This window comes from Actibacterium ureilyticum (genome assembly GCF_002285435.1).
Classification (GTDB): domain Bacteria; phylum Pseudomonadota; class Alphaproteobacteria; order Rhodobacterales; family Rhodobacteraceae; genus Actibacterium_C; species Actibacterium_C ureilyticum.
This window is the reverse complement of sequence record NZ_NSBT01000026.1, coordinates 503761-527748: the sequence shown is the minus strand read 5'-3', so window position 1 is coordinate 527748 and position 23988 is coordinate 503761. Positions and strand designations below refer to the sequence as shown.

The 23988-nt window shown below is 64.3% G+C and carries 25 protein-coding genes, 1 tRNA gene and 1 riboswitch; of the genes, 11 read left to right on the top strand and 15 right to left on the bottom strand.

Annotation, left to right across the window (positions count from 1 at the left end):
• Nucleotides 1-53 precede the first annotated feature (53 nt).
• Nucleotides 54-791, bottom strand: coding sequence for a GNAT family N-acetyltransferase (locus CLM60_RS11255; protein WP_095589223.1), 738 nt, complete (start codon nt 789-791; stop codon nt 54-56).
• 106 nt (nt 792-897) lie between these two features.
• Here CLM60_RS11255 and msrB point away from each other — a divergent pair, with 106 nt between their 5' ends.
• On the top strand, nt 898-1299 hold the full coding sequence (gene msrB / locus CLM60_RS11250) for a peptide-methionine (R)-S-oxide reductase MsrB (RefSeq protein ID WP_095589222.1): 402 nt from the start codon (nt 898-900) through the stop codon (nt 1297-1299).
• Here msrB and CLM60_RS11245 read toward each other — a convergent pair.
• On the bottom strand, nt 1296-1757 hold the full coding sequence (locus CLM60_RS11245; RefSeq protein WP_095589221.1) for an outer membrane protein assembly factor BamE: 462 nt from the start codon (nt 1755-1757) through the stop codon (nt 1296-1298). The two genes, msrB and CLM60_RS11245, sit on opposite strands and share 4 nt — an antisense overlap.
• An 81-nt stretch (nt 1758-1838) precedes the next feature.
• Between CLM60_RS11245 and CLM60_RS11240 the strand changes: the two genes are divergently transcribed.
• From CLM60_RS11240 to CLM60_RS11205, 8 genes are all read left to right on the top strand, one after another.
• A complete protein-coding gene (locus tag CLM60_RS11240) occupies nt 1839-2387 on the top strand; it encodes a YceD family protein (RefSeq protein WP_095589220.1) in 549 nt (182 codons plus the stop codon).
• Between the two features lie 153 nt (nt 2388-2540).
• Entirely contained in the window at nt 2541-2750 is a 210-nt protein-coding gene (gene rpmF, locus CLM60_RS11235; RefSeq protein WP_036558834.1) for a 50S ribosomal protein L32, read from the top strand.
• 26 nt (nt 2751-2776) lie between these two features.
• A complete protein-coding gene (gene plsX, locus CLM60_RS11230; RefSeq protein ID WP_095589363.1) occupies nt 2777-3859 on the top strand; it encodes a phosphate acyltransferase PlsX in 1083 nt (360 codons plus the stop codon).
• Between the two features lie 23 nt (nt 3860-3882).
• Nucleotides 3883-4854: a beta-ketoacyl-ACP synthase III gene (locus CLM60_RS11225; RefSeq protein ID WP_095589219.1), complete on the top strand. Its 972-nt coding sequence runs from the start codon at nt 3883-3885 to the stop codon at nt 4852-4854.
• 117 nt (nt 4855-4971) lie between these two features.
• Entirely contained in the window at nt 4972-5274 is a 303-nt protein-coding gene (ihfA, locus tag CLM60_RS11220) for an integration host factor subunit alpha (RefSeq protein WP_036558828.1), read from the top strand.
• Nucleotides 5275-5280: 6 nt separating this feature from the next.
• On the top strand, nt 5281-6180 hold the full coding sequence (locus CLM60_RS21195; protein WP_245848370.1) for a MerR family transcriptional regulator: 900 nt from the start codon (nt 5281-5283) through the stop codon (nt 6178-6180).
• A gap of 66 nt (nt 6181-6246) precedes the next feature.
• A tRNA-Pro gene (locus CLM60_RS11210) sits at nt 6247-6323 on the top strand.
• Between the two features lie 85 nt (nt 6324-6408).
• A complete protein-coding gene (locus CLM60_RS11205; RefSeq protein WP_095589218.1) occupies nt 6409-7488 on the top strand; it encodes a 2'-deoxycytidine 5'-triphosphate deaminase in 1080 nt (359 codons plus the stop codon).
• 88 nt (nt 7489-7576) lie between these two features.
• Here the strand turns inward: CLM60_RS11205 and CLM60_RS11200 are convergent, their stop codons facing one another.
• The 9 genes from CLM60_RS11200 to CLM60_RS11160 all read right to left on the bottom strand — a co-directional run bounded on the left by CLM60_RS11200 (nt 7577) and on the right by CLM60_RS11160 (nt 18677).
• Entirely contained in the window at nt 7577-9865 is a 2289-nt protein-coding gene (locus CLM60_RS11200; protein WP_095589217.1) for an NACHT domain-containing protein, read from the bottom strand.
• Nucleotides 9866-10209: 344 nt separating this feature from the next.
• Entirely contained in the window at nt 10210-10410 is a 201-nt protein-coding gene (locus CLM60_RS11195; protein WP_095589216.1) for a hypothetical protein, read from the bottom strand.
• The gene (scpB, locus tag CLM60_RS11190; protein ID WP_095589215.1) at nt 10410-11048 is read right to left on the bottom strand and encodes an SMC-Scp complex subunit ScpB; all 639 of its coding nucleotides are present in this window, start codon (nt 11046-11048) and stop codon (nt 10410-10412) included. Before scpB ends, CLM60_RS11195 begins: the two co-directional genes overlap by 1 nt.
• The gene (locus tag CLM60_RS11185) at nt 11045-11833 is read right to left on the bottom strand and encodes a segregation and condensation protein A (protein WP_095589214.1); all 789 of its coding nucleotides are present in this window, start codon (nt 11831-11833) and stop codon (nt 11045-11047) included. Before CLM60_RS11185 ends, scpB begins: the two co-directional genes overlap by 4 nt.
• A complete protein-coding gene (nagZ, locus tag CLM60_RS11180) occupies nt 11826-12836 on the bottom strand; it encodes a beta-N-acetylhexosaminidase (protein WP_095589213.1) in 1011 nt (336 codons plus the stop codon). The genes CLM60_RS11185 and nagZ overlap by 8 nt, the downstream gene beginning before the upstream one ends.
• Nucleotides 12833-13798 carry an SPOR domain-containing protein gene (locus CLM60_RS11175; RefSeq protein ID WP_095589212.1) on the bottom strand — a complete coding sequence of 322 codons (966 nt, stop codon included), beginning with the start codon at nt 13796-13798 and terminating at the stop codon, nt 12833-12835. Before CLM60_RS11175 ends, nagZ begins: the two co-directional genes overlap by 4 nt.
• Nucleotides 13799-13880: 82 nt before the next feature.
• Entirely contained in the window at nt 13881-15626 is a 1746-nt protein-coding gene (gene argS / locus CLM60_RS11170) for an arginine--tRNA ligase (protein ID WP_095589211.1), read from the bottom strand.
• A gap of 63 nt (nt 15627-15689) precedes the next feature.
• Nucleotides 15690-17516: a cation:proton antiporter gene (locus CLM60_RS11165; protein WP_095589210.1), complete on the bottom strand. Its 1827-nt coding sequence runs from the start codon at nt 17514-17516 to the stop codon at nt 15690-15692.
• A 12-nt stretch (nt 17517-17528) separates the two neighbouring features.
• Nucleotides 17529-18677 carry a deoxyguanosinetriphosphate triphosphohydrolase gene (locus tag CLM60_RS11160; RefSeq protein ID WP_095589209.1) on the bottom strand — a complete coding sequence of 383 codons (1149 nt, stop codon included), beginning with the start codon at nt 18675-18677 and terminating at the stop codon, nt 17529-17531.
• Between the two features lie 84 nt (nt 18678-18761).
• Between CLM60_RS11160 and CLM60_RS11155 the strand changes: the two genes are divergently transcribed.
• Nucleotides 18762-19085 carry a HesB/IscA family protein gene (locus CLM60_RS11155; RefSeq protein WP_095589362.1) on the top strand — a complete coding sequence of 108 codons (324 nt, stop codon included), beginning with the start codon at nt 18762-18764 and terminating at the stop codon, nt 19083-19085.
• 16 nt (nt 19086-19101) lie between these two features.
• Here the strand turns inward: CLM60_RS11155 and CLM60_RS11150 are convergent, their stop codons facing one another.
• Genes CLM60_RS11150 through thiM form a run of 4 tightly spaced genes read right to left on the bottom strand, consistent with a single transcriptional unit; the run spans nt 19102 to nt 21960 of the window.
• Nucleotides 19102-19710: a Hint domain-containing protein gene (locus CLM60_RS11150; RefSeq protein ID WP_095589208.1), complete on the bottom strand. Its 609-nt coding sequence runs from the start codon at nt 19708-19710 to the stop codon at nt 19102-19104.
• A gap of 53 nt (nt 19711-19763) precedes the next feature.
• A complete protein-coding gene (thiD, locus tag CLM60_RS11145) occupies nt 19764-20588 on the bottom strand; it encodes a bifunctional hydroxymethylpyrimidine kinase/phosphomethylpyrimidine kinase (protein WP_095589207.1) in 825 nt (274 codons plus the stop codon).
• Complete coding sequence (gene thiE / locus CLM60_RS11140; protein WP_095589206.1) at nt 20585-21202, bottom strand: thiamine phosphate synthase; 618 nt, start codon at nt 21200-21202, stop codon at nt 20585-20587. The genes thiD and thiE overlap by 4 nt, the downstream gene beginning before the upstream one ends.
• Complete coding sequence (gene thiM, locus CLM60_RS11135; RefSeq protein ID WP_095589361.1) at nt 21199-21960, bottom strand: hydroxyethylthiazole kinase; 762 nt, start codon at nt 21958-21960, stop codon at nt 21199-21201. The genes thiE and thiM overlap by 4 nt, the downstream gene beginning before the upstream one ends.
• 80 nt (nt 21961-22040) lie before the next feature.
• Nucleotides 22041-22134, bottom strand: a riboswitch (TPP riboswitch).
• A gap of 138 nt (nt 22135-22272) precedes the next feature.
• Between thiM and CLM60_RS11130 the strand changes: the two genes are divergently transcribed.
• A complete protein-coding gene (locus tag CLM60_RS11130; RefSeq protein WP_095589205.1) occupies nt 22273-23949 on the top strand; it encodes a hypothetical protein in 1677 nt (558 codons plus the stop codon).
• Nucleotides 23950-23988 lie beyond the last annotated feature (39 nt).

The following is a 23988-nucleotide window of genomic DNA, read 5'->3' as shown; positions in this document are numbered from 1 at the left end:
GCCACCGGAACGACAAGCGGAAAACACCGGCCCATGGGTTCGGGGTCGGGCGGTTAACCGGCGGTGGCGCGCAACAGGCGTTTGCGGGCGGGCGGAATCGCGTTGATTTCCAGCCCCGTGAACACATGCAGCGTGTTCAGATCACGGTCCACCACCGCATGGTCGCTGACCCAGCCGCCCATCAGCAGATAGGTCCGGAGCAAGGGCGGCATCCCCAGCTGCGCGCGCTTGGCATCGGGTTTCCGGCGGCGCAGCTTCTGGGCGAAGCGGAACACATTGGGCGCCTTGACCCGCGGCAGGAAGCGTTTGGGCGCAAGATGGCGTTCCTTCAGCAGCGCGAAGGCGTCCATATAGGTCTCGGCCTCGGTCCCCTGGAATGACGAACAGCCGAACAGCATTTCGACCCCCTCGTCATCGACATATTGCGTCATCGCCCCCCAGGCCACGCGCAGGATATCGGGATCGCGGTAATCGGGATGGATACAGAACCGGCCCATTTCGACCATCGGCCCGGTGAAATCCTGCAAACCCGACAGCTCGTAATACTGCGCGGAATAGCTCTGGCCGATCTCGGCCCCGGTGCGGAGCGGCAGAAGCCGGAAACAACAGACCAGATTGCCGGTCTTTGTCTCCACGACCAGGATGTGACGGCACAGACCATCAAACCCATCCGCGTCGATCAGCTGGTCCGAGCCGCGAAAACACAGGCCCCGCAGCCGCTGGGCGGCCTCAATCTCGGCCGTGGTTTCGGCGATGCGGGCATCGTAACGCCCCTTGCGCAGTGACAGCATGACCTTTGTCCCCTGTGGCTTGGCATTGGTGCGTGTCGGCCTACATATGGTTCCGCGTCCCATAGCACGCAAGATATGACATCCGTTTGACAAGATCGGGGGGAAAATGACCGACAAGATCGTCAAGACCGACGCCGAGTGGCGCGAAACGCTCAGCGACCTGGCCTATAAGGTCACGCGCAAGCACGGCACCGAACGCGCCTTCACCCATGACGATTTTCCCAAGGCCCCCGGCACCTTCGCCTGTGTCTGCTGCGGCGCGCCGCTGTTCGACCAGGCCACCAAGTTCGACAGCGGCACCGGCTGGCCCAGCTTCTATCAGCCCATCGCGGCGGAAAATGTCGGGGAAACGACGGATCGCAGCTTCTTCATGCGGCGTACCGAAGTGCATTGCAGCCGCTGCGACGCGCATCTGGGGCATGTGTTCCCCGACGGCCCCGCGCCCACCGGGCTGCGGTATTGCATCAACGGCGTTGCGCTGGAATTCGAGCCCGAAGATGCGCCCTAGTTGTTGCCCAGAACCTGGCCCGCGTCGAAATTGCCGACATTGCCCAGAAGCTGACCCAGGAAGGTGATGCCCTTGATGTTGTCGTCGGTCACCCGGCGGTTCAGCGCGATGACATTGCCGTCCTGCAGGCCGAACCGCTCGACATTCTCGACCACCCCGTCAGGGCTGAAGGAAATCGCCACCAGCTCGCGCGATATTTCCTCAGGCGCGAAGTAAAGCCTGGTCTCCCAGCTGCTGGCGACATAGTACCAGGCGTTGTCGCGCATCACACCGGCTGTCGACGGCGGCCCGATCACGTCGGAAACGGTGTCGCGCGTGTCGACGCCGACGACCACCTCTTCCAGCTCGGCATCGGTGGGCACATAGCCATGATTGCGCTTGATCGTCGAACATCCGCTCAGCGCCACCGACATCGCCGCCGCCGCCATCAGACCAACGCTATTTCCCAATCTACGCATTCGCGCCCCTTGTCACCCGGCCACCGGCCACGTATCGGCTTACAGAAGGATAAGCGGCTGTTCAAGAATGGAACCGATCCGATGACCCAGATCACCACCGAGACCCCCACCACCCGCCTGCGGGCCCTGCCCGCCGACCGCAGCCACGCGTTCACCATCGAACCCGATGCCGAAACCCGTGCAAAACTTGCCCAAACACTGGGCATCAGCGGGCTGCGCAAGCTGCGCTTCACCGGCCAGTTACAGCCCGAGAATCGCGCCGACTGGCGGTTGCGCGCCAATCTGGGCGCGACCGTCATTCAGCCCTGCGTCGTGACGCTGGAGCCGGTCACGACCCGGATCGACACCGAAATCGCCCGGCTCTACACCGCCCGCCCCGAGGTGATTCCCGACACGACCGAGGTCGAGATGCCCGAAGATGACAGCGTCGAGCCGATGCCCGAGGTTCTGGACCTGTTCGACGTGCTGACCGAGGCGCTGGCGCTGGCGCTTCCGGACTATCCGCGGGCCGATGGCGCGGCGCTGGAACAGGCGCAATTCGCCGAACCGGGCGTCGCGCCCATGACCGACGAAGACGCCAAACCCTTCGCCGCGCTGGCGGCGTTGAAAGCGGCGCAAAAGAAAGAATAGCCGCAGGGCAGAAAAAGGCTTGCACAGGAGCAGAATCTTAGTATGTTCCCGGCCTCGTTTAGACTATGGGTAGGACGGCACGCAGCTTGCTGCTTGGGTCGCTTATTCCCCAGCAAATCCGGGCCTTTGCCCCAAAGATACCGAGGTTGAGACATGGCTGTCCCTCAGAATAAGATTACGCGTTCGCGCCGTGGAAACCGCCGTTCGCACGATTTCCTGAAGCCCGGCAATCCGGCCGAGTGCCCGAACTGTGGCGAGCTGAAGCGCCCGCACCACGTCTGTGCGGCCTGCGGCCACTATGACGACCGCGAGGTCGTCGCCCAGGCTGACGAGATCGATCTGGACGAAGAAGACGCTGCTTAAGTGGTTGTCCGGGCGTGCATCAGCAGATGACCGCACAGGGCAACCCTGAACAGCCAGCCGCCCCGCGCACGGTGATCTCCGTGGACGCGATGGGTGGCGATCGCGGACCGGCGACCATTGTCGCCGGTATTGCGCGTTCTGCGGCCAAGAATCCCGATATCCGCTTCATCCTGCACGGCCCCGAGGCCGAGCTGTCCAAGCTGGTGAACCGCCGGCGCGGGCTGGCCGAAAGGTGCGAGATCCGCGATGCCAGCGATGTCGTCACGATGGATGCCAAGCCCAGCCACGTGATGCGGCACGGCAAGGACACGTCGATGTGGTCGGCGGTGGATTCGGTACGCGCGGGCGAGGCGACGGTCGCGGTGTCCTGTGGCAATACCGGCGCGCTGATGGCGCTGAGCATGGTGCGGCTGCGCAAGCTGCCGGGCGTGAACCGCCCCGCCATCGCGTGCCTGTGGCCCTCGCGCAATCCGCAGGGGTTCAACGTGATGCTGGACGTGGGCGCCGATATCCGCGCCGACGAACACGACCTGCTGCAATATGCGCAGATGGGGGCGTCCTATGCCCGCAACGGTCTGAACCTGCCCTGCCCCCGCATCGGGCTGCTGAATGTCGGCACCGAGGAACACAAGGGCCGGGCCGAGCTGAAGGCGGCGCATGACCTGATCGCCGCCGCCGCAGCGGAAAACGAATTCGAATTCGTGGGCTTCGTCGAAGGCGGCGACATCCCATCGGACAAGGTCGACGTGATCGTGACCGACGGGTTCACCGGCAATATCGCCCTGAAAACCGCCGAAGGCACCGCATCGCTGATCAGCGAGCTGCTGCGCGCGGCGTTCAAATTCTCGCCCCTGTCGCGGATAGCGGCGGTGTTGGCCTTTACCTCGCTCCAGCGGCTGAAAAAGCGCATCGACCCGCGCCGGGTGAATGGCGGGGTGTTCCTGGGGCTGAACGGCACGGTGGTGAAATCGCACGGCTCAGCCGATGCGACGGGCGTGTCGGCGGCGGTCAAGCTGGCCTTTCAGCTGGCGCAATCGGGCTTCAGCGAAAGACTGGCGGCGCGGGTTGCATCGGCCAGCCCGTCACGTCAAGATGAGCCCAGTAACTAGGCCAGCAGGACCGGTAGAGCAGAATGACAATAAGGGCCGTGGTCAGGGGGGTTGGGCATTACCTGCCCGAGCGTATCGTTCCCAATGCGGAATTCGAGAAAACCCTGGAAACCACCGACGAATGGATCCGCAGCCGTTCGGGCATCGAACGCCGCCACTTCGCGGCCGAGGGTGAAACGACATCCATGCTGGCCGAACGCGCCGCGCGCGCCGCACTTGACGATGCGGGGATGCAGCCGGACGATATCGACGCCATCGTGCTGGCGACCTCGACCGCCGATCTGACCTTTCCCTCCGCCGCCACCATGGTGCAAAGCGCGCTGGGGATGACCAGCGGCTTTGCCTTCGACGTTCAGGCGGTCTGTGCCGGGTTCGTCTATGCGCTGTCGAACGCCAATGCGATGATCCTGTCGGGACAGGCCAAGCGCGTGCTGGTCATCGGCGCCGAAACCTTCAGCCGGCTGATGGACTGGACCGACCGGAGCACCTGCGTTCTGTTCGGCGATGGCGCGGGCGCGCTGATCCTCGAGGGGCAAGAGGCCGACGGCACGCCGCAGGATCGCGGCATCCTGGCCACCGATCTGCATTCCGACGGCACCTATAAATCGCTGCTTTACGTCGATGGCGGCGTCACGACCGGCACCACCGGCCATCTGCGGATGGAGGGGCGCGAGGTCTTTCGCCACGCGGTCGAGAAGCTGGCCGAAACCGCCCATGCCGCGCTGGACAAGGCCGGGCTGGGCAGCGCCGATGTCGACTGGATCGTGCCGCACCAGGCGAATCTGCGGATCATCAAGGCCACCGCGCAGCGCATGCAGGTGCCGATGGACCGGGTGATCGTCACCGTGCAGGATCATGGCAACACCTCGGCCGCGTCGATTCCGCTGGCTCTGTCGGTGGGCAAGGCCAATGGCGACATCAAACCCGACGATCTGGTCGTGACCGAAGCGATCGGCGGCGGCCTGGCCTGGGGCGCGGTCGTGATCCGCTGGTAGGATCGTGGCAAAGCGGTGGTCATTCATTGCTCAAAATACGGCGCTCAAGCCCTTGATATTGACTCGGATTTTCCATTCCCGTTAACCTGAGCAGGAACACAACCCCGGGGGGAGATTATGAGTTCGAAAACACTGACACGGATGGACCTGAGCGAGGCGGTGTTCCGCGAGGTCGGCCTGTCCCGCAACGAATCCGCGCAGCTGGTCGAAAGCGTGCTGGCGCATATGTCGGATGCTCTGGTCTCGGGGGAAACCGTCAAGATCTCGTCCTTTGGCACGTTCAGTGTCCGGGACAAAGCCGCGCGGGTGGGGCGCAATCCGAAAACCGGTCAGGAAGTGCCCATTCTGCCAAGGCGCGTGCTGACCTTCCGCCCGTCACATCTGATGAAAGATCGTGTGGCTGCGGGGAACAAAGGATAACCCAGCATGAAGAAGTCACCTGACGCCTTCCGCACCATCAGCGAGGTGTCCGAGTGGCTGGAGACCCCGGCCCATGTCCTGCGCTTCTGGGAAAGCCGTTTTTCCCAGGTGAAACCCGTCAAACGTGCGGGCGGCAGACGCTATTACCGCCCCAGTGACATGCTGTTGCTGGGCGGCATCAAGCGGTTGCTGCACGAGGATGGGATGACCATTCGTGGCGCACAGAAAGTGCTGCGCGAACAAGGGGTTAAGCATGTCTCGACCCTGTCGCAGCCGCTGGACGCGGATGCCGATATGGACCTGACGGCCAGCCCCGCGCCCCAGGATTTCGACCCCGATCCGACCCCGGCGGTCGACGAGGCGCCGATGGCCATCGACGTGCCCCACCCGCCGCTGGACGCGGATCCGGATGCGGGCGACAATGTCGTCCCGCTCGACCCTGCCGCGGGGCAGGCCGACCTGCCGTTCGGCCAGACAGACGCGGATGATGACGGCCCGGCCCATGCGCCGCCCGTCAACCTGGACAAGGCACCGCAGCCCGACCCCGCGCCCGAACCGCCGGCCGAACCGACCGCAGCCGATCTGCCCGACCCCACCCCGCCCGCAGAGCAACCAACGCTGGACCTGCACGGGGCCGATGACACCGACCCGGCGCAGCCCGACACGCCCCCTGCCCCGGCCCAGCCCGACGACACCGCCGAGCTGCGCCCGCTGGGCGCGCATTTGCCGAAACACGACCCGCGGGACGACGATGATTCGCTGCATGGCCAGATGCCGCCGCCGCTGACGATCCAGCTGCGCGACCGCGTTGTGCGGCTGAAACTCAGCCAGGAACACCGCGACGAGCTGAACGCCGCCATGTCGCGCCTGAACACGTTGCACGACCGCATGACCGACGGTGGCTGATCGCCGCAAACTTCTGCCAATTGGCGCTTGCCCCCGCCCGCAGACATGGTATGAAGCGCCTCACGTCGGGCTATGGCGCAGCCTGGTAGCGCGTCCGTCTGGGGGACGGAAGGTCGCAGGTTCGAGTCCTGCTAGCCCGACCAGTATCAAAACCGCCCGCCCGGGTTCTGGGCGGGTGTTTTTGTATCCGCCGGGTGGAACAAGCCCGCGCAACAGGGGAGAAGGCGCATGAAGACCGGTGTGCTGGCCGATCACCAGATCCGCGCGATGATCACCGAAGGCGGCATTGCGGCCTCGTCCCCGATCCTGAACGAACAGATCCAGCCTGCCTCGCTCGATTTGCGGCTGAGCGACACCGCCTATCGCGTGCGCGCGTCCTTCCTGCCCGGCAAGGGCGCGACGGTGGCCGACCGGCTGGACGGGCTGACCATGCACCAGATCGCCCTGACCGGTGGCGCGGTGCTGGAAAAGGGCTGCGTCTATCTGGTGCCGCTGATGGAATGTTTGCGCCTGCCCGCGGGCATGACGGCGGCGGCCAGCGCCAAAAGCTCGATCGGGCGGGTCGACCTGATGACGCGGGTCATCACCGATCAGGGCATCGAATTCGACCGCGTCCCCGAAGGGTATGACGGCCCGCTTTACGCCGAGCTCTGCCCGCAGAGCTTTTCGGTCGTCGTCCAGCCGGGGCAACTGCTGACGCAGGTGATCTTCCGCCAGGGCAAGACGCTTCTGTCAGACGACGCGCTGCGCGCCGTCCACGCCCGCACGCCCATCGTGTCGGGCGATCCGGTGATTTCCGACGGGCTGGCCTTTTCCGTCGACCTGAAGCCCGCCCGGGGCGATCTGGTCGGCTATCGCGCCAAGCGGCATACCGGGGTCGTGGACCTGTCGAAGCTGAACCACTATGCCCCCGCCGATTACTGGGAGGAGGTCCGCACCAGCGACGGCCGCATCATCCTGGACCCCGGCGCGTTCTATATCCTTGTCAGCCGCGAGGCCATCGCCATCCCCCCCGACTGCGCCGCCGAAATGGCGCCCTATCTGGCGATGGTGGGCGAATTCCGGGTGCATTACGCGGGCTTCTTCGACCCCGGCTTCGGCTTCGACGCCGCCGGAGGCGCCGGCTCGCGCGGGGTGCTGGAAGTCCGCTGCCACGAGGCGCCCTTCGTGCTGGAACACGGTCAGGTGGTGGGCCGGCTGGTATACGAGGCCATGTCCGACACCCCCGACCAGCTCTACGGCACCGACATCGCCTCGAACTACCAGGGCCAGGGGCTGAAGCTGAGCAAGCATTTCCGGGTGGGGTGATTGGGGGGATGGCCCTTAGCGGTCATTCAATGTGATTGCCTGCGGGCGCTCCAGCTAGGTCTAACCGGACATTCGCGCCCCTCGCTATCTATGCCGCAATCAGATGACAATTATAGTCCTTGCGCGCAATGATTGCCTTCGCTTCCGCTGCTCGGGACATGTTAGGGACCACAATTTCTGCACCACCGCGTCGCGAAATACTGATCCAACCTTGTTTCACCATCGTGTCGAGGATTGTCGAAATACTAACGCGACGCTCTTCCGGGCGCCCACGATACATCGCTCCAAGCTGCCTACCCTTGGTCGACTGAATAAAAGCTTTATCAATGATAGAAATAAGATCCAAATAAGCCTCGGGGGCGCCTGCATTTCTCAGCGTGTCGTAGCTCACGTCGTAGAAATCGGTCGCATCTACATCATTGTGAGATGTAATGTGATTCGAAATCTCCGCCATTTCGCTCGGTGCCTTCAACAAAGTTATCTGACATCCTTGGAAGTTAGGCATTTCACTTGGTTGAACAATGTCAATGCTCACGCCCTCAAATCCACAGCTATCGAAGGTAAACGAAGAAAAGTCCGCTCCACCCTCTATGGGCAAATTTGTCATGTAGGAGTTGGTTATAAAAATCTCACCCGTGATTTTTGCAGAGTTAGAGAACGCGACGCTAGCCAAGTCAGAACATACATTCCGCGCTCCGTCCGAATGTTGCGACGAAAAGACCCGCAAAGCTTCACTTAGCTTTCGATTTCCATCATCTCCAAGGCGGTTGAATACAACTCTACGACCAAGTTCTCCAAGTGAGTGGGATATCCCTTCATGTACGGAAACTGGGTAATCGTATGGCATGGTGATAGCGGTTTCTACATCGCCTGCACTTAAGCAGTCAGCGAGATCCGGATCTACGAAAAACCTCGACCCCCTTTCAAGCTCCGAAGTTTCAACACCAGACAGGCTACCAGAAAGCCCAGGTAACCTCAAAATTGCTGTTATGCTTCTTTCTTCCGGCTCAACGCCCGTGATCTCAACGAACGCCCTTCGGCAATCTGAAAAAGACATAGGCCCTCTACGATCAGATCTGCGGCGGGCGTACGTCGCGAGGCGACCGTATATTTGGCGGAGTTCGGTCGGTTCTAACGCGACATAAACCTGATCAACCTCCCGCTCGCATATCTTATCAACAAGAAAATCCCACCCGGCCGCAGGGTCGAAGGTACGGCTCGCACCTTCTTCCATAGTTTCGTCTATTAGATTGTTCTGCTTAACGTAGGAGATCAAAAGTGGCTTTTTCGGAACCCAGTCTGGCACCCCACCTTCCCATCCGTGGTCAGCGATAAAGCGAGCAAGATCATCGCTGTCCAAGTCGTGAATTTCGTACAGCTTCCAGCTATTTCTCACGCCTACAGCGGTGTGGAGCTCTCGATCTGTGTCGAAGTAATTATTTCTGCCTGCGAGAAGAATGCTTCCTTCGACTGGTGTTTCGTCCACAATGCGGCGCACAAGATTAATAGCCGATTTGCGCAGGTCTTGGGCCCGTTTTCGCGAGTTTGTCGCGATGCGGGGTGCCAACTCGTCAAAGCCGTCGAGAAGAAGATAAACCAAGCCAGAGCGCCATGCGCGGATCAAATTCTCGGGCTTCTTCATACCTATGCTTGAAGCGTGCCGGCGCAAACATTCGTCAGGGTCATATTGTTCAACGTGATCCCTGAGGTTGATATAAACTGGAAACTGCGAGTCGCCTCCCTGCCGGTATTGACGAGATAGTTTTTGAAAAATATCGCGTAGAGCCATGCTCTTTCCAGCACCATATTCGCCGACCAGAATCCCCCTAAACGGCGATTTTGACATTTGCTTCACTATCGAGCCGGTGTGAAAATAAGTACCCGTTACAGTGTTCAAGATTTTCGTAGGAGTGTAGCTTAGTTTTGCATCGAACCGACCGTCTTCGGGCCCGCGAATGCTTCCAAATGGTTTCTTCTCACGCTCAATCAAATATTCTTTTGCATCTATCATGTTCGCATAGAATGCATCGTAAGTCCTATGATTTACGATGGATTGGAACTCCGAAAGAACTGCCCCCTGGTCCCCTGTCGGATCAAATCTGGTAATGTACCATCCCGTAACACCCTTGTCTGGATGCTTACCGCGTAGACGCTTCACCAATCCATCTAACTTCTTGCAGCTATCATGCGTATGCTTGGAGTTCTTGGATGTAGTAATCTCAAGGCAATAAATATGATGGTCATTTTCGAGGATACCATCACGTTCCTTGCCATCGACAACAATGGCTCCGCTATAGCCGCTGGCCCCCCAACACTCCACGGCGACTTTTCTGACGAACGCTTCAAATTCATAATTGTCTGAAAAATTGAATTTCATGTTGCCCCGATACTGGTCCGCTTCAATGTTTTACGATCTTTTATCACTGCCGTAGACGTGGAAGTCGCCTGTGCTCTTGGACATAATCAATGCTAAGAGCACTGGTCAAGGTTTTGGAGTTTTTGAACGATAGCAGGTCGTTGGTCCTTCGACCTAGAAAGGTGGCCGGGAATGGGCCGGAAGCTAACCTCTACTATTTGTAGGTATGGTCGCCTCAACTACTTCCGTTTTTCGAGCTATCCGACTTCGCCTGGGCTGCGCTTTGGGCGGCAGATACCCGGCACATCTCGGGCATTGATTTGATCTGCAGCGAATGTCGGCAATCCGCCGTTCTTAGAGTCTCCCTACTTCAACCTTCGTCCCTGCTTCTGCGCCTGACGCGCCCGGCGGGCCATGCGGCGGGCTTGGCGGGCTTGTTGTTTTTCGGCTTGGGTCAGGGTGTCTTCGGCGGGGCTGATGCGGGTTGTGCCGGCCGACATGCCCTTGCGCAGCAGCCGTTTCAGGAACCGGTTGGCCACCATGCGGATCAGGCGCTCGGGCGTCATCAGCTTTCGTCCTCGAACAGCTCGTCCTGTTCGTCCTGTGCCTCTTCGTCCTCCAGCCCCGTGCCGGGGGGTGGGCGGTTTTCCAGCAGGCCGGCGGCGCGCAGTTCCTTCAGCCCCGGCAGGTCGCGGGCGCTTTCCAGGCCGAAATGGTCCAGGAAGCTTTGGGTGACGACATAGGTCACCGGGCGGCCCGGGGTCATGCGGCGGCGGCCGAAGCGGATCCATTCCAGCTCCAGCAACTGGTCGACGGTGCCGCGGCTGACCGATACGCCGCGGATTTCCTCGATCTCGGCGCGGGTGGCGGGTTGGTGATAGGCGATGATCGCCAGGGTTTCGATGGCCGCGCGGCTGAGTTTTCGGGTCTCAACCGTTTCCTTCTGCATCAGGAAGCCCAGGTCGCCCGCGGTGCGCATCGCCCAGGCCTCGCCCACCTTCAGCACCTGCACGCCGCGCCCGTCATAGCGTTTGCGCAACATGACCAGCGCCTCGGCCGCGTCGCAGCCATGGGGCATCCGGCCGTTCAACTCGGCCACCGTGACCGGCTCGGCGCTGGCGAACAGGATCGCCTCGACCATGCGTTCCTGTTCGGCCATGGGCGGGGCTTCGAACAGGCTTTTCTCTTCTGTGTCGTCGGTCATGCGCCCTCTTTCCGGCGGATCTCGATCGGGGCGAAGGTCTCGCCCTGGCGCAGTTCCAGCGCGCCGCGTTTGACCAGTTCCAGCGTGGCGGCAAAGGTCGCGGCGGTGGCCGAGCGGCGCTTGACCGGGTCGGTTTCCCACCCCTCGGGCAGATAGCTAGAGAGCGTCGTCCACTCGCCCGCAAAGCCAATGAGCCCGCGCATCCGGTCCAGCGCCTGTTCCATCGTATAGACCTTTTCGCGGTCCATCACGAAGGGGCGGAAATCGTCCTTGGTGCGGATGCGGGCGTAGCCCTGCATCAGGTCCAGCAGCGTCGCGGTATAGGTCACGCGGCGCACGCGGGTCACGTCCTCGGGGATGCCCCGGGCGAAGAAATCGCGCCCCAGCTGGTCGCGCGCCATCAACTGCGCCGCGCATTTGCGCATCGCCTCAAGCCGTTCCAGCTGGAAGGCCAGGTGGGCGGCCAGTTCCTCGCCCGACGGGCCCTCGTCGCTGGGATCGGGGGGCAGCAGCAGGCGGGATTTCAGGAACGCAAGCCAGGCCGCCATCACCAGGTAATCGGCCGCCAGTTCCAGCCGCAGCGCCTTGGCCTCTTCGACAAAGGCCAGGTATTGCTCTGCCAGTTGCAGGACCGAGATCTTGCGCAGGTCGACCTTTTGCGTCCGCGCCATGGTCAGCAACAGGTCGAGCGGCCCCTCATAGCCATCGACATCGACGATCAGCGCCTCGGCCGCCAGCCGGGCGTCGACGGTGTCTTCCTCGAACTGCGCCACGTCGTCAGCCATGCACGGCCCCTTTCAACAGGGCCTCAAGCTCGTCTTCCAGCGCGGCGATGTCAACGGGTTGCGGCGCGCGGCGGCTGTTCAGCGCCGATTGCGCGCGCTCCAGCGCGGCACCCTGAAGCGTGCCGCTGACGGCCATGACATCGCGCATCTCGGCCATGTCGCCATTGCAGTGCAGGACCAGGTCGCAGCCCGCGGCCAGCGCGTCGCGCGACCGGTCGGCAATGCTGCCCGACAGCGCCTGCATCGAGATATCGTCGCTCATCAGCGCGCCGGGATAGCCGATCTGATCACGGATCGCGGCAATGGCGGCGGGCGAGGTCGTGGCGGGGCGATCCGGGTCCAGTGCGGGATAGACGATGTGGGCGGTCATGGCGAAGGGCACGTCCGACAGCGCCTTGAACGGGGCGAAATCGGTGGCCTGAAGCTGGTCCAGCGGCAGATCGACCCGGGGCAGTTCCAGGTGGCTGTCCACCTGCCCCGCGCCGTGGCCGGGAATGTGTTTGATGATCGACAGGACACCGCCATCGGCCTGTCCCTGCACCACCGCGCGGGCCATCTTGGCCACGGTCTGCGGATCGTCGCCATAGCAGCGGTTCAGCAGAAACGGATGGGTTTCGGCCCGCGCCACGTCGCAGGTGGGGGCGCAGTTCACGTCGATGCCCAGATCGTGCAGTTCCGCCGCGATCAGGCGCGACCGCAGGTACATCGACCGCGCCGCGCCCGCAGGGCCGGCAATGCGGATCTGGTCCAGCGGCGGCAGGTGGTCGCGCCAATGCGGCGGGCGCAGGCGCTGCACGCGCCCCCCTTCCTGATCGATCAGGATCGGTGCCTCATGGCCTGCGGCGTCGCGGAGATCCGCACACAGGCGGCGGATCTGGTCGGGCGTGTCGATATTGCGGGCGAACAGGATAAAGCCATAGGGGCGGGTTTCGGCGAAAAACCCGCGTTCGGCATCGCTGAGCGCGGGGCCGGAACAGCCCAGGATCCCCGCGCCAAGGCTCATCGTGCGACGACCGGGATGCAGTCGGCGCGTTCGGCGGTCAGCGCGGCACAGAACTGGCGCGCATCGGCGATATCGCTGAACCCGGCGGCGCGCAGGCGATAGAAGATGCGCCCGCCGCTTTCGGCACGCTGCACCACGCGCTGCTTGCCCTGCAGGAAGCTGGCAAATCGCGACGACAGGCGCTGCCATTCGGACCGCGCGACCTCGGCGCTGTCAAAGGCGCCCAGCTGCACCAGATTGCTGCCCGCGGCCACGGCGGTGGCGGCGATTTCCTCGGGCTTGGCCTCGGCCCGGGCATTGACGGCGGCCAGCGCGGCGCGCGCGGCCAGATCGCCCTCGGGGCGGACCGTGGGACGGGGCGAGCGCTTCACGCCGGGCACAGATGCGGGCACCAGCTTCAGCTTGGGCTCTTCCACGGCCTCGGGCTCGGGCGCGGGGCTGAGCGGCGTTGCCCCCTCGGTCAGGGTGTCGGCCAGCGCCTGAGCAGCCTGCACCGGATCGGGGGCGGTGATGTCTTGGCTCAGGCTGGTGGTGGTCAGCGTTTCGGGGTCCACCGCTGTGGCGGGCGGCGCTTCATCCTCGGCCGCCGGCGTCATCTCGGCGACTTCGGCGGCAAGCGGCGTGGCGTCTTCGTCGGCCAGGTCGATGGGCCGGGGCGCCAAGGTCACGGTATCGGCGGGACGGGTGGCGGTGCCACCGGCGGCCACGTCATTGACGGCCAGCCCCTGATGCTCGGCCTGCAGCCCGCCGGGATCGTCGGGCGCGACCCGCATCGGCCCCTCAAGCGCGCGCACCACCGGCACACCGGTCACGTCGCGCACCAGAAGCTCGTAGCCCCAATAGGCCAGCCCGCCCACCAAGGCGAGCGAACACAGCGCGCCGGTCCAGTTGACCACCGACTGCCAAGCGCCTGTCGTTTCAGAATAATCCTCGTCGTAATCGCCGAATTCGATATCCGCCATACCTGCCTCACTGCCCGCATATGGTGGATCGCGCCACCCGTGGGTCTCTTGCCTGCCTCAACCCCCGGATGGCGCCTGTTTTTCAGCGCATTTCTTCGACCGGGGTCACGCCCAGAATACCAAGACCAGCGGAAATAACAACGGCCACGGCACGTGCCAGGGCGATTTTGGACTGGCTGGTGGCGGCGTCGCCCTCTTGCAGGAAACGCAGCTGCGGCAATTCATTGCCCCGGTTCCACAGCCCGTGCAGATCGGACGCCAATTCATACAGATAGAACGCCACCCGGTGCGGCTCGTGCGTGCGGGCCGCGATTTCCACCAGGCGCGGCCATTCGGCCAGCTTTTTCGCCACGGCCAGCTCGGCCTCGTGGTCCAGCTTGGACAGATCGGCGGCGGCCAGCGTGGCGTCGTCGGCAGCGATCCCGGCCTCGGCCGCCTTGCGCAGCACCGAACACACCCGCGCATGGGCGTATTGCACGTAATAGACCGGGTTGTCCTTGGACTGATCCAGCACCTTGTCGAAATCGAAATCCAGCGGCGCGTCGTTCTTGCGCGTCAGCATGTGGAACCGCGTGACATCGGGGCCGACCTGATCGACCACATCGCGCAGGGTGACGAAATTGCCCGCGCGTTTCGACATCTTGAACGGCTCGCCGTTCTTCCACAGCTTCACCAGCTGGGTCAGCTTGATATCCAGCGGCACCTTGCCATCGCTCAGCGCCGAAACAGCCGCCTTCATCCGCTTGACATAGCCGCCGTGATCGGCGCCGAACACGTCGATCAGCTGGTCGAAGCCGCGCGACACCTTGTCATAGTGATAGGCGATATCGGGCGCGAAATAGGTCCAGGCCCCGTCCGATTTCTTGATCGGGCGGTCCACGTCATCGCCGAAATCGGTCGATTTGAACAGAGTCTGCTCGCGCGGCTCCCAATCCTCGGGCGTCTTGCCCTTAGGCGGCTCCAGAGTCCCGCGATAGATCAGCCCCTTGGCGTCCAGATCGGCGATCGCGGCCTCGATCCGGCCGGTGCCGTAAAGCGATTTCTCGCTATAGAACACGTCCATCTCGACCCCCAGCGCGGCCAGGTCGGCCCGGATCAGCTCCATCATCGCGTCGGTGGCGAAATCGCGCACCTCGGTCAGCCAGAACTGCTCGCCCTTGCCGACATAGGCATCGCCCACCTTGTCCTTCAGCGCCGCGCCCACCGCGACCAGATAGTCGCCGGGATAGGTGCCGTCGGGAAACTCCACCGCCTCGCCATGGGCTTCCAGGTAACGCAGGTAAACCGACCGGGCCAGCACATCGACCTGGGCGCCGCCATCGTTGATGTAATATTCGCGCGTGACCTTGTGGCCGCTGTAATCCAGCAGGCTGGCCAGCGCATCGCCAAAGACCGCGCCGCGCGTGTGGCCCACATGCAGCGGGCCGGTGGGGTTGGCCGAGACATATTCGACATTGACCTTTTGCCCCTGCCCCATGGCCGAGCGGCCGAAATCGGTGCCGGTTTCCAGCACTGTCTTGACCAGCCCCTGCCACAGGCCGGGCGCCAGGCGCAGGTTCAGAAAGCCGGGGCCTGCGACCTCGGCCACCGTAATGCGGGGATCGGCGGCCAGCTTGGCGGCCAGCGCCTCGGCGATGTCGCGGGGTTTCATCCCCGCCGGCTTGGCCAGCACCATCGCGGCATTGGTGGCCATGTCGCCATGGGCGGCGTCGCGCGGCGGCTCGACCGTGACATTGGCATAGGCCAGCCCGGCGGGCAGCACGCCATCGGCCACCAGCCCATCCAGGCTGTCGATCACCAGCCCGCGCAGTTCGGTAAAGAGGTTCATGTCGGTCTTCCTGTCTGTTGCGCGCGGTTTACCACGGCAAGGGCCGGGGTCAATGCAGATGGCTCACCCCTGCCCCGTTGCCTGTCCCTTGGCCTCGGGCGGGGCCATGGCGATCAGCCGCGCGCCCGCGGGGGCCGTGAAATCGTCCTGCGCGTTCAACAGGCGCAGCTCGCCGGTGGGCGACAGGCGGGCCAGCGGGATCGCCTCGCCCGCGGTTTCGCTCCAGTTTTCCAGCGTGAACTCCTCGGTCAGGCGGGTGACGCGGAACGCCCAGCCCTGCGCCATCAGCGCCTGCAGCTCGTAAAACCCGTTGCCCGCGCCCAGGGGACGCCCGCCCAGCGTTGCGGGCAGGACATGGCGCGCGCTTTTCTGGGTGTCGCGTTTCAGCTGGAACACGTTGTCGCGGCCAAACTCGGGCGCGATATCGGTGGCCACCAGCGTGTTATAGGCATCGTTGTCGGTCGCCGCGACCACCAGCCCATAGGCCGCGATTTCCAGGCTGTGCTCGGCGGCCTCGGACAGGATATCTCCGTAGAAGGTCGGCACACCGGCCTCGCGCGCGCTGCGCAGGCGCGACCGGTTGGTGTCGGCGATCAGCACCGGCACCTCGGCCTTTTTCAGCGCCTCGGCCAGACCCACCGACCAGCGGCTGCCGCCCACGATCAGCACGCCCGGCACCTCGCCCCCCGTCAGGCCCAGCCAGCGCGCCACCGGGGTCAGGGTGAAACCGTGCAGCACCACGGTCGCGGCCACCAGCACAAAGGCCAGCGGCGCGATCAGCGTGCCATCCTCGATCCCCAGATCGGCCAGCCGCGTGCCGAACAGCCCCGCGACCGCCACCAGCACCACGCCGCGCGGCCCGGTAAAGGCGACCAACAGCCGCTCGGCCATCGGAACCGGCGAAAACAGCAGCGACACCATCACCGTCAGCGGCCGCGCCACCAGGATCACCGCCACGACAAAGGCCGCCGCGCGCCAGTCCAGCCGCGCCAGGGTTTCGAAATCCATCGACGCCGCCAGCAGGATGAACACCCCCGACACCAGCAGCACGGTGGCGTGTTCCTTGAACCGGCGCAGCTCGGTATAGGATGGCAGATCGGCATTGGCGATCCACAGCCCCATCACCGTGACCGCCAGCAGCCCGCTTTCATGCAGCACCGTGTCCGACAGGGCAAAGATCCCCAGCACCGCCACGAACAGCACCGGCACCTTCATGTATTCAGGGACAAGCGCCCGGCGGAACGCGGCCGACAGGCCCCAGCCCGCCAGCACGCCCAGAACCGTCGCCACGCCTACGCCCAGCGCCATTTCCCACAGCGCATGGCCCAGCGTTTCGGCGGTGTGCAGCACCAGCACCAGCCCGAACGCCAGCACCGCCGCCAGCGCGCCGATGGGGTCGTTGACGATCGCCTCCCATTGCAGCAACTGGGCGGGCCTGCGGCGCAGCCGGGCCTGCCGCAGCAGCGGCGCGATCACCGTGGGACCGGTGACGATCATGATGCCGCCGAAAACGGCCGAGGTCGCCCAGCCAAGCCCGGCCACGTAATGCAGCACCAGCGCCGACATCAGCCAGCCCAGCGGCGCGCCGATGATCACCAGCCGCCGCACCCCCACCGCCGCATCGCGCAGCGAATGCAGGTTCAGCGTCAAACCGCCCTCGAACAGGATGATCGCGACCGCGATCGAGATCATCGGCCCCATCAGCGGCCCCACATCCCGTTCGGGATCGAACACGCCCAGCACCGGGCCGACGACCAGACCCGCGGCCAGCATCAGCACGATGGCCGGCATCCGCAGGCGCCAGGCCAGCCATTGCGCCCCCACGCCCAGCGCGCCCACCAGCGCGAAGGCCATTACCGGGCTCAGCGCCCCATCTGCGGCAATTGCCATGTCCTGTCCCCCTTACGCGGCGTTTCCGAACAATTCGGCATGGATCTCGATCGCATAGCGGTCGGTCATGCCCGATACGTAATCCGACACCACCCGCGCCAGCGCGGTGCGGTCGGTGCCGGCCTTTTCGACATCGACCTGCCAGCGCGGCGGCAGCAGGTCGGGATGTTCCAGGTAATGCGGGAACAGCTCTTCGACCACCTTCGTGACCTCGGCCCGCACGACCATGACCGACGGCGCGCGGTACATCTTGTCGAACATGAACTTGCGCAGCACCTTCAGGTCGTTCCAGACACCCTGGCTGAACCGCGCCACGGGGCGGCCGCAGAGCCGCACGTCATCGGCGCTTTGCGGGTCGATCTCGGCCAGGGTCCTGCGGGTCTCGGCGATCACATCCTCGACCATCACACCGAAAAAGCGCCTGAGCGCCTCGTGCCGGCGGCGATAGCGGTCGGTATCGGGATAGGTGCGGTCGACCTCGGCATAGCAATCGCGCAGGATCGGCAGGCTGGCGACCTCTTCCTGATCGAAAAGCTGCGCGCGCAGCCCGTCATGGATGTCGTGGTGGTTATAGGCGATGTCATCGGCCAGCGCGGCCACCTGTGCCTCGGCGCTGGCATGGGTATGCAGTTCCAGATCGTGGATCGCGTTATAATCGGCCAGCGCATAGGGCAGATCGCCCGTCACAGGGCCATTATGCTTGGCGATGCCTTCCAGCGTGTCCCAGGTCAGGTTCAGACCGTCGAACTCGGCATAGTGGCGTTCCAGATGGGTGACGATGCGAATGGCCTGGGCGTTGTGATCGAACCCGCCATAGGGCGCCATCAGCTTGGCCAGCGCATCCTCGCCCGTGTGGCCAAAGGGCGTGTGGCCCAGATCGTGGGCCAGCGCCACGGCCTCGGTCAGCTCGCTGTTCAGCCCCAGAACGCCCGAAAGCGTGCGCGCGACCTGGGCGACCTCGATCGAATGGGTCAGGCGCGTGCGATAGAAATCGCCCTCATGCTCGACAAACACTTGCGTCTTGTGTTTCAGCCGCCGAAAGGCCGAGCAATGGATGATCCGGTCGCGATCCCGTTGAAAACACGAGCGAAAGGTACTTTCCCCCTCGGGATAGAGCCGCCCCCGGCTGTGCGCCGGATCGCAGGCATATCTGGCAAGCATATTGTCCCCTTGGCTTGTCGCCGCTTTCGGGCGATCATATATGCGACATGATACGGTTTTGATACGGGAATTTGCCCCATGGACCTGAACTTGCCCCCCAAGGTGACGGAACGCGCCTTTGCCCGGCTGGCCGAAATCGGCGCCGCCGATCAGGGCAAGGCGTTGCGCGTGGCGGTCGAAGGCGGCGGATGCTCGGGCTTTCAATACGATATCTCGCTGGACGATCCGGCCGGTGACGATCTGGTGCTGGAGGGATCCGGGCAAAAGGTCGTGGTCGATGCGGTCTCGCTGCCGTTCCTGGCCAATGCGGTCATCGACTTCACCGACGAGCTGATCGGCGCGCGGTTCGTGATCGAAAACCCGAACGCCACCAGTTCCTGCGGTTGCGGCACCAGCTTTTCGATCTGACCGCCCCGGTGGCCGGTCACACCGCGATGCGCATCGGCTGCGGGGTTTCGGCGGCCAGAACCGGGCGCGCGGGTGCCTCTGCCTGCGGGCGCAGGCTTTCGCACAGGGCGGCCTCGGCAAAGATCAGTTCATGCCGGTCGAAGCGGATCTGGTAATACGTCACCTCGGCCCGTGGGCTGCGGAAGATGCCGGTGCCGTCGATCAGCTGGCGCGCGGGCACCAGCGCCTCGTTCACGCCCAGCCGCCGCTGCACCCAGTCGCCCCGGATCACGAACCGGTGCCCGGGCGCGACCAACAGGTTCGCGCCATTGCCCACCATCCCCGCCGCGATGAAGACCGGCGCGTTGTCGTCGCGCCCGCCCAGCATATGCGTATGGATGCCCCGCACCGTCTGGATGCCGTGATCGGCGGTCAGCACCGCATCGCCGGGGCGCAGCGCCTCGACCCGGCGCAGGCCGCCGGGCACCAGAACACGCGCGCCCGCCAGCAGACCGGCGGGGCCTGGCGCGGGCGCGACCGGCCGCAAGGACAGCGGGGCGCCACCCGGAACGGGCGTCAGGACGGGGCGGGTCGTGGCGAAGGTCGTGTCGAGCATCCGGTCCCTGCGATGTTGTGTGTGGTCCATTCAGTATCCCCCATCCCCGCGCCCTCGGGCATGGGAAAAATCCGTCGCATCGCTCAGGTTTGCGGCGCGTCGCCCGCCGGGTCGTGGCGAAAGAAGTGGTGCACCGGCCCGTGCCCCTGCCCCACATCCAGCCGATCCGCCGCCGCAATGGCCCCCGCGATATAGGCCTTGGCCGCCCGCACCGCCGGGACCGCCTGGCCGCCCTGCCGCGCAAGCTGCGTGGCCAGCGCCGATGACAGGGTGCAGCCGGTGCCGTGGGTGTTGCGCGTGGCGGTGCGCGCGCCGTCGAACCAGGTGCCGCCATCGGCGGTCAGCAGGTAATCGGGACTGTCCGCGCCGCCCAGATGCCCGCCCTTCAGCAGCACCGCACCCGGCCCCAGCGCCAGCAGCCTTGCGGCCGTGTCGGGCATGTCGGCACGGGCGGTGATCTCGGGCGTGCCCAGCAGCTCGGCCGCCTCGGGCAGGTTGGGGGTGATCACGTCGGCCAGCGGCAGCAACAGATCGCGCAGCGCCACGACCGCATCCGCCGGCAGCAGCCGGTCGCCGCCCTTGGCCACCATCACCGGGTCCAGCACCACATTGCGGGCCGCGCGGGCGCGCAGCACATCGGCCACCGCACGCATGACCGGCGCATTGGCCAGCATCCCGATCTTGACCGCGTCGACGCGGATATCGTCAAAGACCGTGTCGATCTGCCGGGCCACGAAATCGGGCGGGATCGCCTGCACCCCGGTCACCCCTTGGGTGTTCTGCGCCGTCAGCGCGGTCAGCGCCGCCATCGCATAGCCGCCATTCGCCGAGATCGCCTTGATATCGGCTTGAATCCCCGCCCCGCCCGACGGGTCCGAGCCCGCGATGCTCAATACGTTCGGTGTCATGCGTCCTCCCATGCTTGCAACAGACGGCGCGTGGCCGCGCCCGGATCCTCGGCCCCGCAGATGGCCGAAACGACAGCCACGCCCGCCGCCCCGGCACGCCGGATGGCGGCGGCGTTGTCCACGCCCAGCCCGCCAATGGCCACGACCGGGCCGCGCGCGCCTGCGCAAAGCCGCGCCAGTCCGTCCAGCCCCAGCGGCGCGGCGTGATCGGGCTTGGTCGGCGTGGCATATACCGGGCTGGCACCGATATAGTCGACGGTGCCCCAATCCACCGCCGCCAATTGCGCATCGGTTTCCACCGAAAGCCCCACAATTGCCCCCGGCCCCAGCACCGCCCGCGCCCGGGCCGCGCTGTCATCGCCCTGGCCCACATGGACCCCGGCGGCGCCCACGGCCTGGGCCACCGCGATCCGGTCATTGACGATCAACGGCACGCCCAGCGGGTCCAGCCCCGCCTTCAGCGCCCGCGCCTGGGCGATCATCGCGTCATCGCTCGCGTGCTTGTCGCGCAGCTGCACCACCCCGGCCCCGGCCCGCGCCGCGGCCAGCGCGGTCTGCACCACGCCACCCCGCGCCGCGGGGTCGGTCACCAGATAGACGCGCCAGTCGGTCACAGCAGTTCGACCCGGGCATCGGCCCGCAGATCGACCGCATCGATGGCCGCCAGCGCATCCAGGAAACCCACCGCGAAACTGCCCGGTCCGCGCGCGGCTTCGGCCGCACGTTCGCCCGCCAGCCCGTAATAGGCCAGCGCCGCCACCGCCGCGTCAAAGGGATCGTCGCCCGCCGCCACAAAGGCCATCACCAGCGCGCTTAACGAACAGCCCAGCGCCGTGACCCGCGCCATCAGCGCATGCCCGTTCGACACCCGCGCCGCGCGCGTGCCGTCGGTCACGAAATCGACCGCCCCGCTGGCGATGACCACACCGCCCGTGCGCAGGGCCAGCGCCCGCGCCGCCGCCTCGGCCGCGGCGACCGGGTCGCCCGCATCCACGCCGCGCCCCGCGCCGCCATCCCCGGCCAGCGCCAGGATTTCCGAGGCATTGCCCCGGATCACATCCGGCCCCAGCGCCAGCAGCCGCGCCGACACCTCGCGCCGATAGCCGGTCGCCCCGGCCGCCACCGGGTCCAACCCCCAGGGCGTGCCCGCATCGCGCGCGGCCTTTGCAGCGGCCTCCATCGCCAGCACCCAGTCGGGGCTGAGCGTGCCGATATTGACGTTCAGCGCCCCAGCCAGGCCGGCGAATTCCGCCGCCTCCTGCCGGGCATGCACCATCGCGGGCGCGGCCCCGGCGGCCAGCAACACGTTGGCCATCACGTTCATCGACACGTAATTTGTGATGTTCTGCACCAGCGGCGCGGCGGCGCGCATCTGTTCCAGCCCGGTTCCGAAATCAGTCAAGGCGACCTCCGCTCATTCGATGTTCCGAAGGGCGGCGCGCGGGACGATGGGCCCGGTCACACGCGACTCCCTCCGCCGGCATGACCCGGTTCAGGTTCAAAGGGTCCGTCTCAGCCCGCCACCCGGGCGCCCCTGTCACTCGCCCACGGTTCTAAGCGCGACCCCGCGCCGGGGCAAGCCCGCACTGGATTTTCCCGCCCAAGCTGTTTGCCGTCACCTCACGCAATCGTTATGCTGTATGGCTGAAGCCGCACCGGCCAGAGAGTTCAGGATATCAATCGCGTGTCAGATCCCCATTTCGTGTTTTCCAGCTGGCAGGATCTGCCCGATTATTTCTTTACCGGATACGGCTTCAAGGATGCAGATTTCATCGTCGGTCCGGACGGCGCCGCGGCCTATTTCAACGCTACCGGAAGACGGATCGGCAAGGATGAGGATGGATGTTATGCCGAACTGGTCCGAACCGGTGACCGGATCGAGATCAACACCGATTTCCGTGGCAACATGCGCCTGTTCTATTACACGGACGGGCATCACTGGGCGGTGTCGAACTCGTGGCTGAAACTGGCCGAGACCCTGCGCGCAAACGGTGTCGATCTGACCCCGGATCGCGCACAGCTTGCGGCTTGGTTCACCAACCACGCAAATTTCAAACAACTCACCTGCTTCAAGACGGCAATCAAGGAAATCAGGCTGTTGCCCGTACATGGGAAGATTGTCGTTGACAGACACACCTTGTCCATGCGCCCGGTCGGCATAGTAAACTCAAGAAACTACGCCGAAAGCCTTGCCGCTTATCTGAACGAATGGCGAAACCGGGCCAGCACCTTGCTAACGGAACTTCCGGGCAATCTGAGTGTGGATATCTCGGGCGGGCTGGACTCACGGGCCGCGATTGGTTTCATCAAGACAAGTTCGGAGGCAAATGCCGACACCGTTGCCGAGCGTGTCACATTCGGTACATCTGCGTCGATTCACCTTACGAAAGACGCAGAGGTTGCCGGTCTGATCACCGAGTATCTGAAAGTTCCACTAAGATTCTGCGAGCCAAATTCGGCGCCACTCCTGACAACCGAGGAGCAAATCATCCGCCTCTGGAAACTCGGTAGTGTCGGGCAATACGCCCCGATTGCCTTGGCCCTGCCGACACGTGACGTGACTAAGGTTACCTATGGCGGAAATGGCGGAGAAAGTCTCCGTGGCGCTTATGATGCCACAAACATCCCGGACTATGTGCGTTCCCAGCACCGCAGCTACGCCAAGCATATGCCAACCGATCCCAGAACCTGGGAGCGCGATCTGGAAGAAACGCTAAACGACATTTCCGCACACTACGAAGATGAAGCCCGTCTTTTCCTGAACTACTTTCGAGAGTTTCGCTCCCGCTTTCATGCCGGTAGTGCCACGTTGAATAGGATCGACATCCAACCCTTGGTCGCCAAATCGGCGCATATGTGCACGCTTGCCATGGCACCGGACAAAGTCCGCAGCAAGCAGATCCTGTACGACATCATGCACAACCTCGATCATGGCCTGCTTCAGATCCCTTTCGATGAGGACCACAAGACCCCGACAGAACAAAACCTTGCAGATCTGACCACCGTCCCGCTGGACGCTCCTGTAATTGGAAAGATCTATCGCGGCGAGAACACATCGGACTCGATGCATGTCAGCGCGACCTGCACGATGCGATCGGCTTTCGCAGCGCTCGCCAAACAGCTTCAGAATAACGTCGATTGTATACCGGCCGGGCTGTTGTCCCCGGAATATCTTGCCGAGGCGATGGATACTCTCAACAAGGTTCAAGACCCCCAGCTACAGCTGAATAACCGCGCGAAGGTACCGATTCACAATGTCATCTTGCTGCAAGAGATGGCCAAGCTCACGGATCTGACAGATGTGACTTCACCGTTTTCAGGTCTAAGGGCGCATATCGGGCGCATTTTCGCGCGCAAGTAGCGGCTATTGCACCGCCGCAAAGCTTGTGATCTTCGGGGC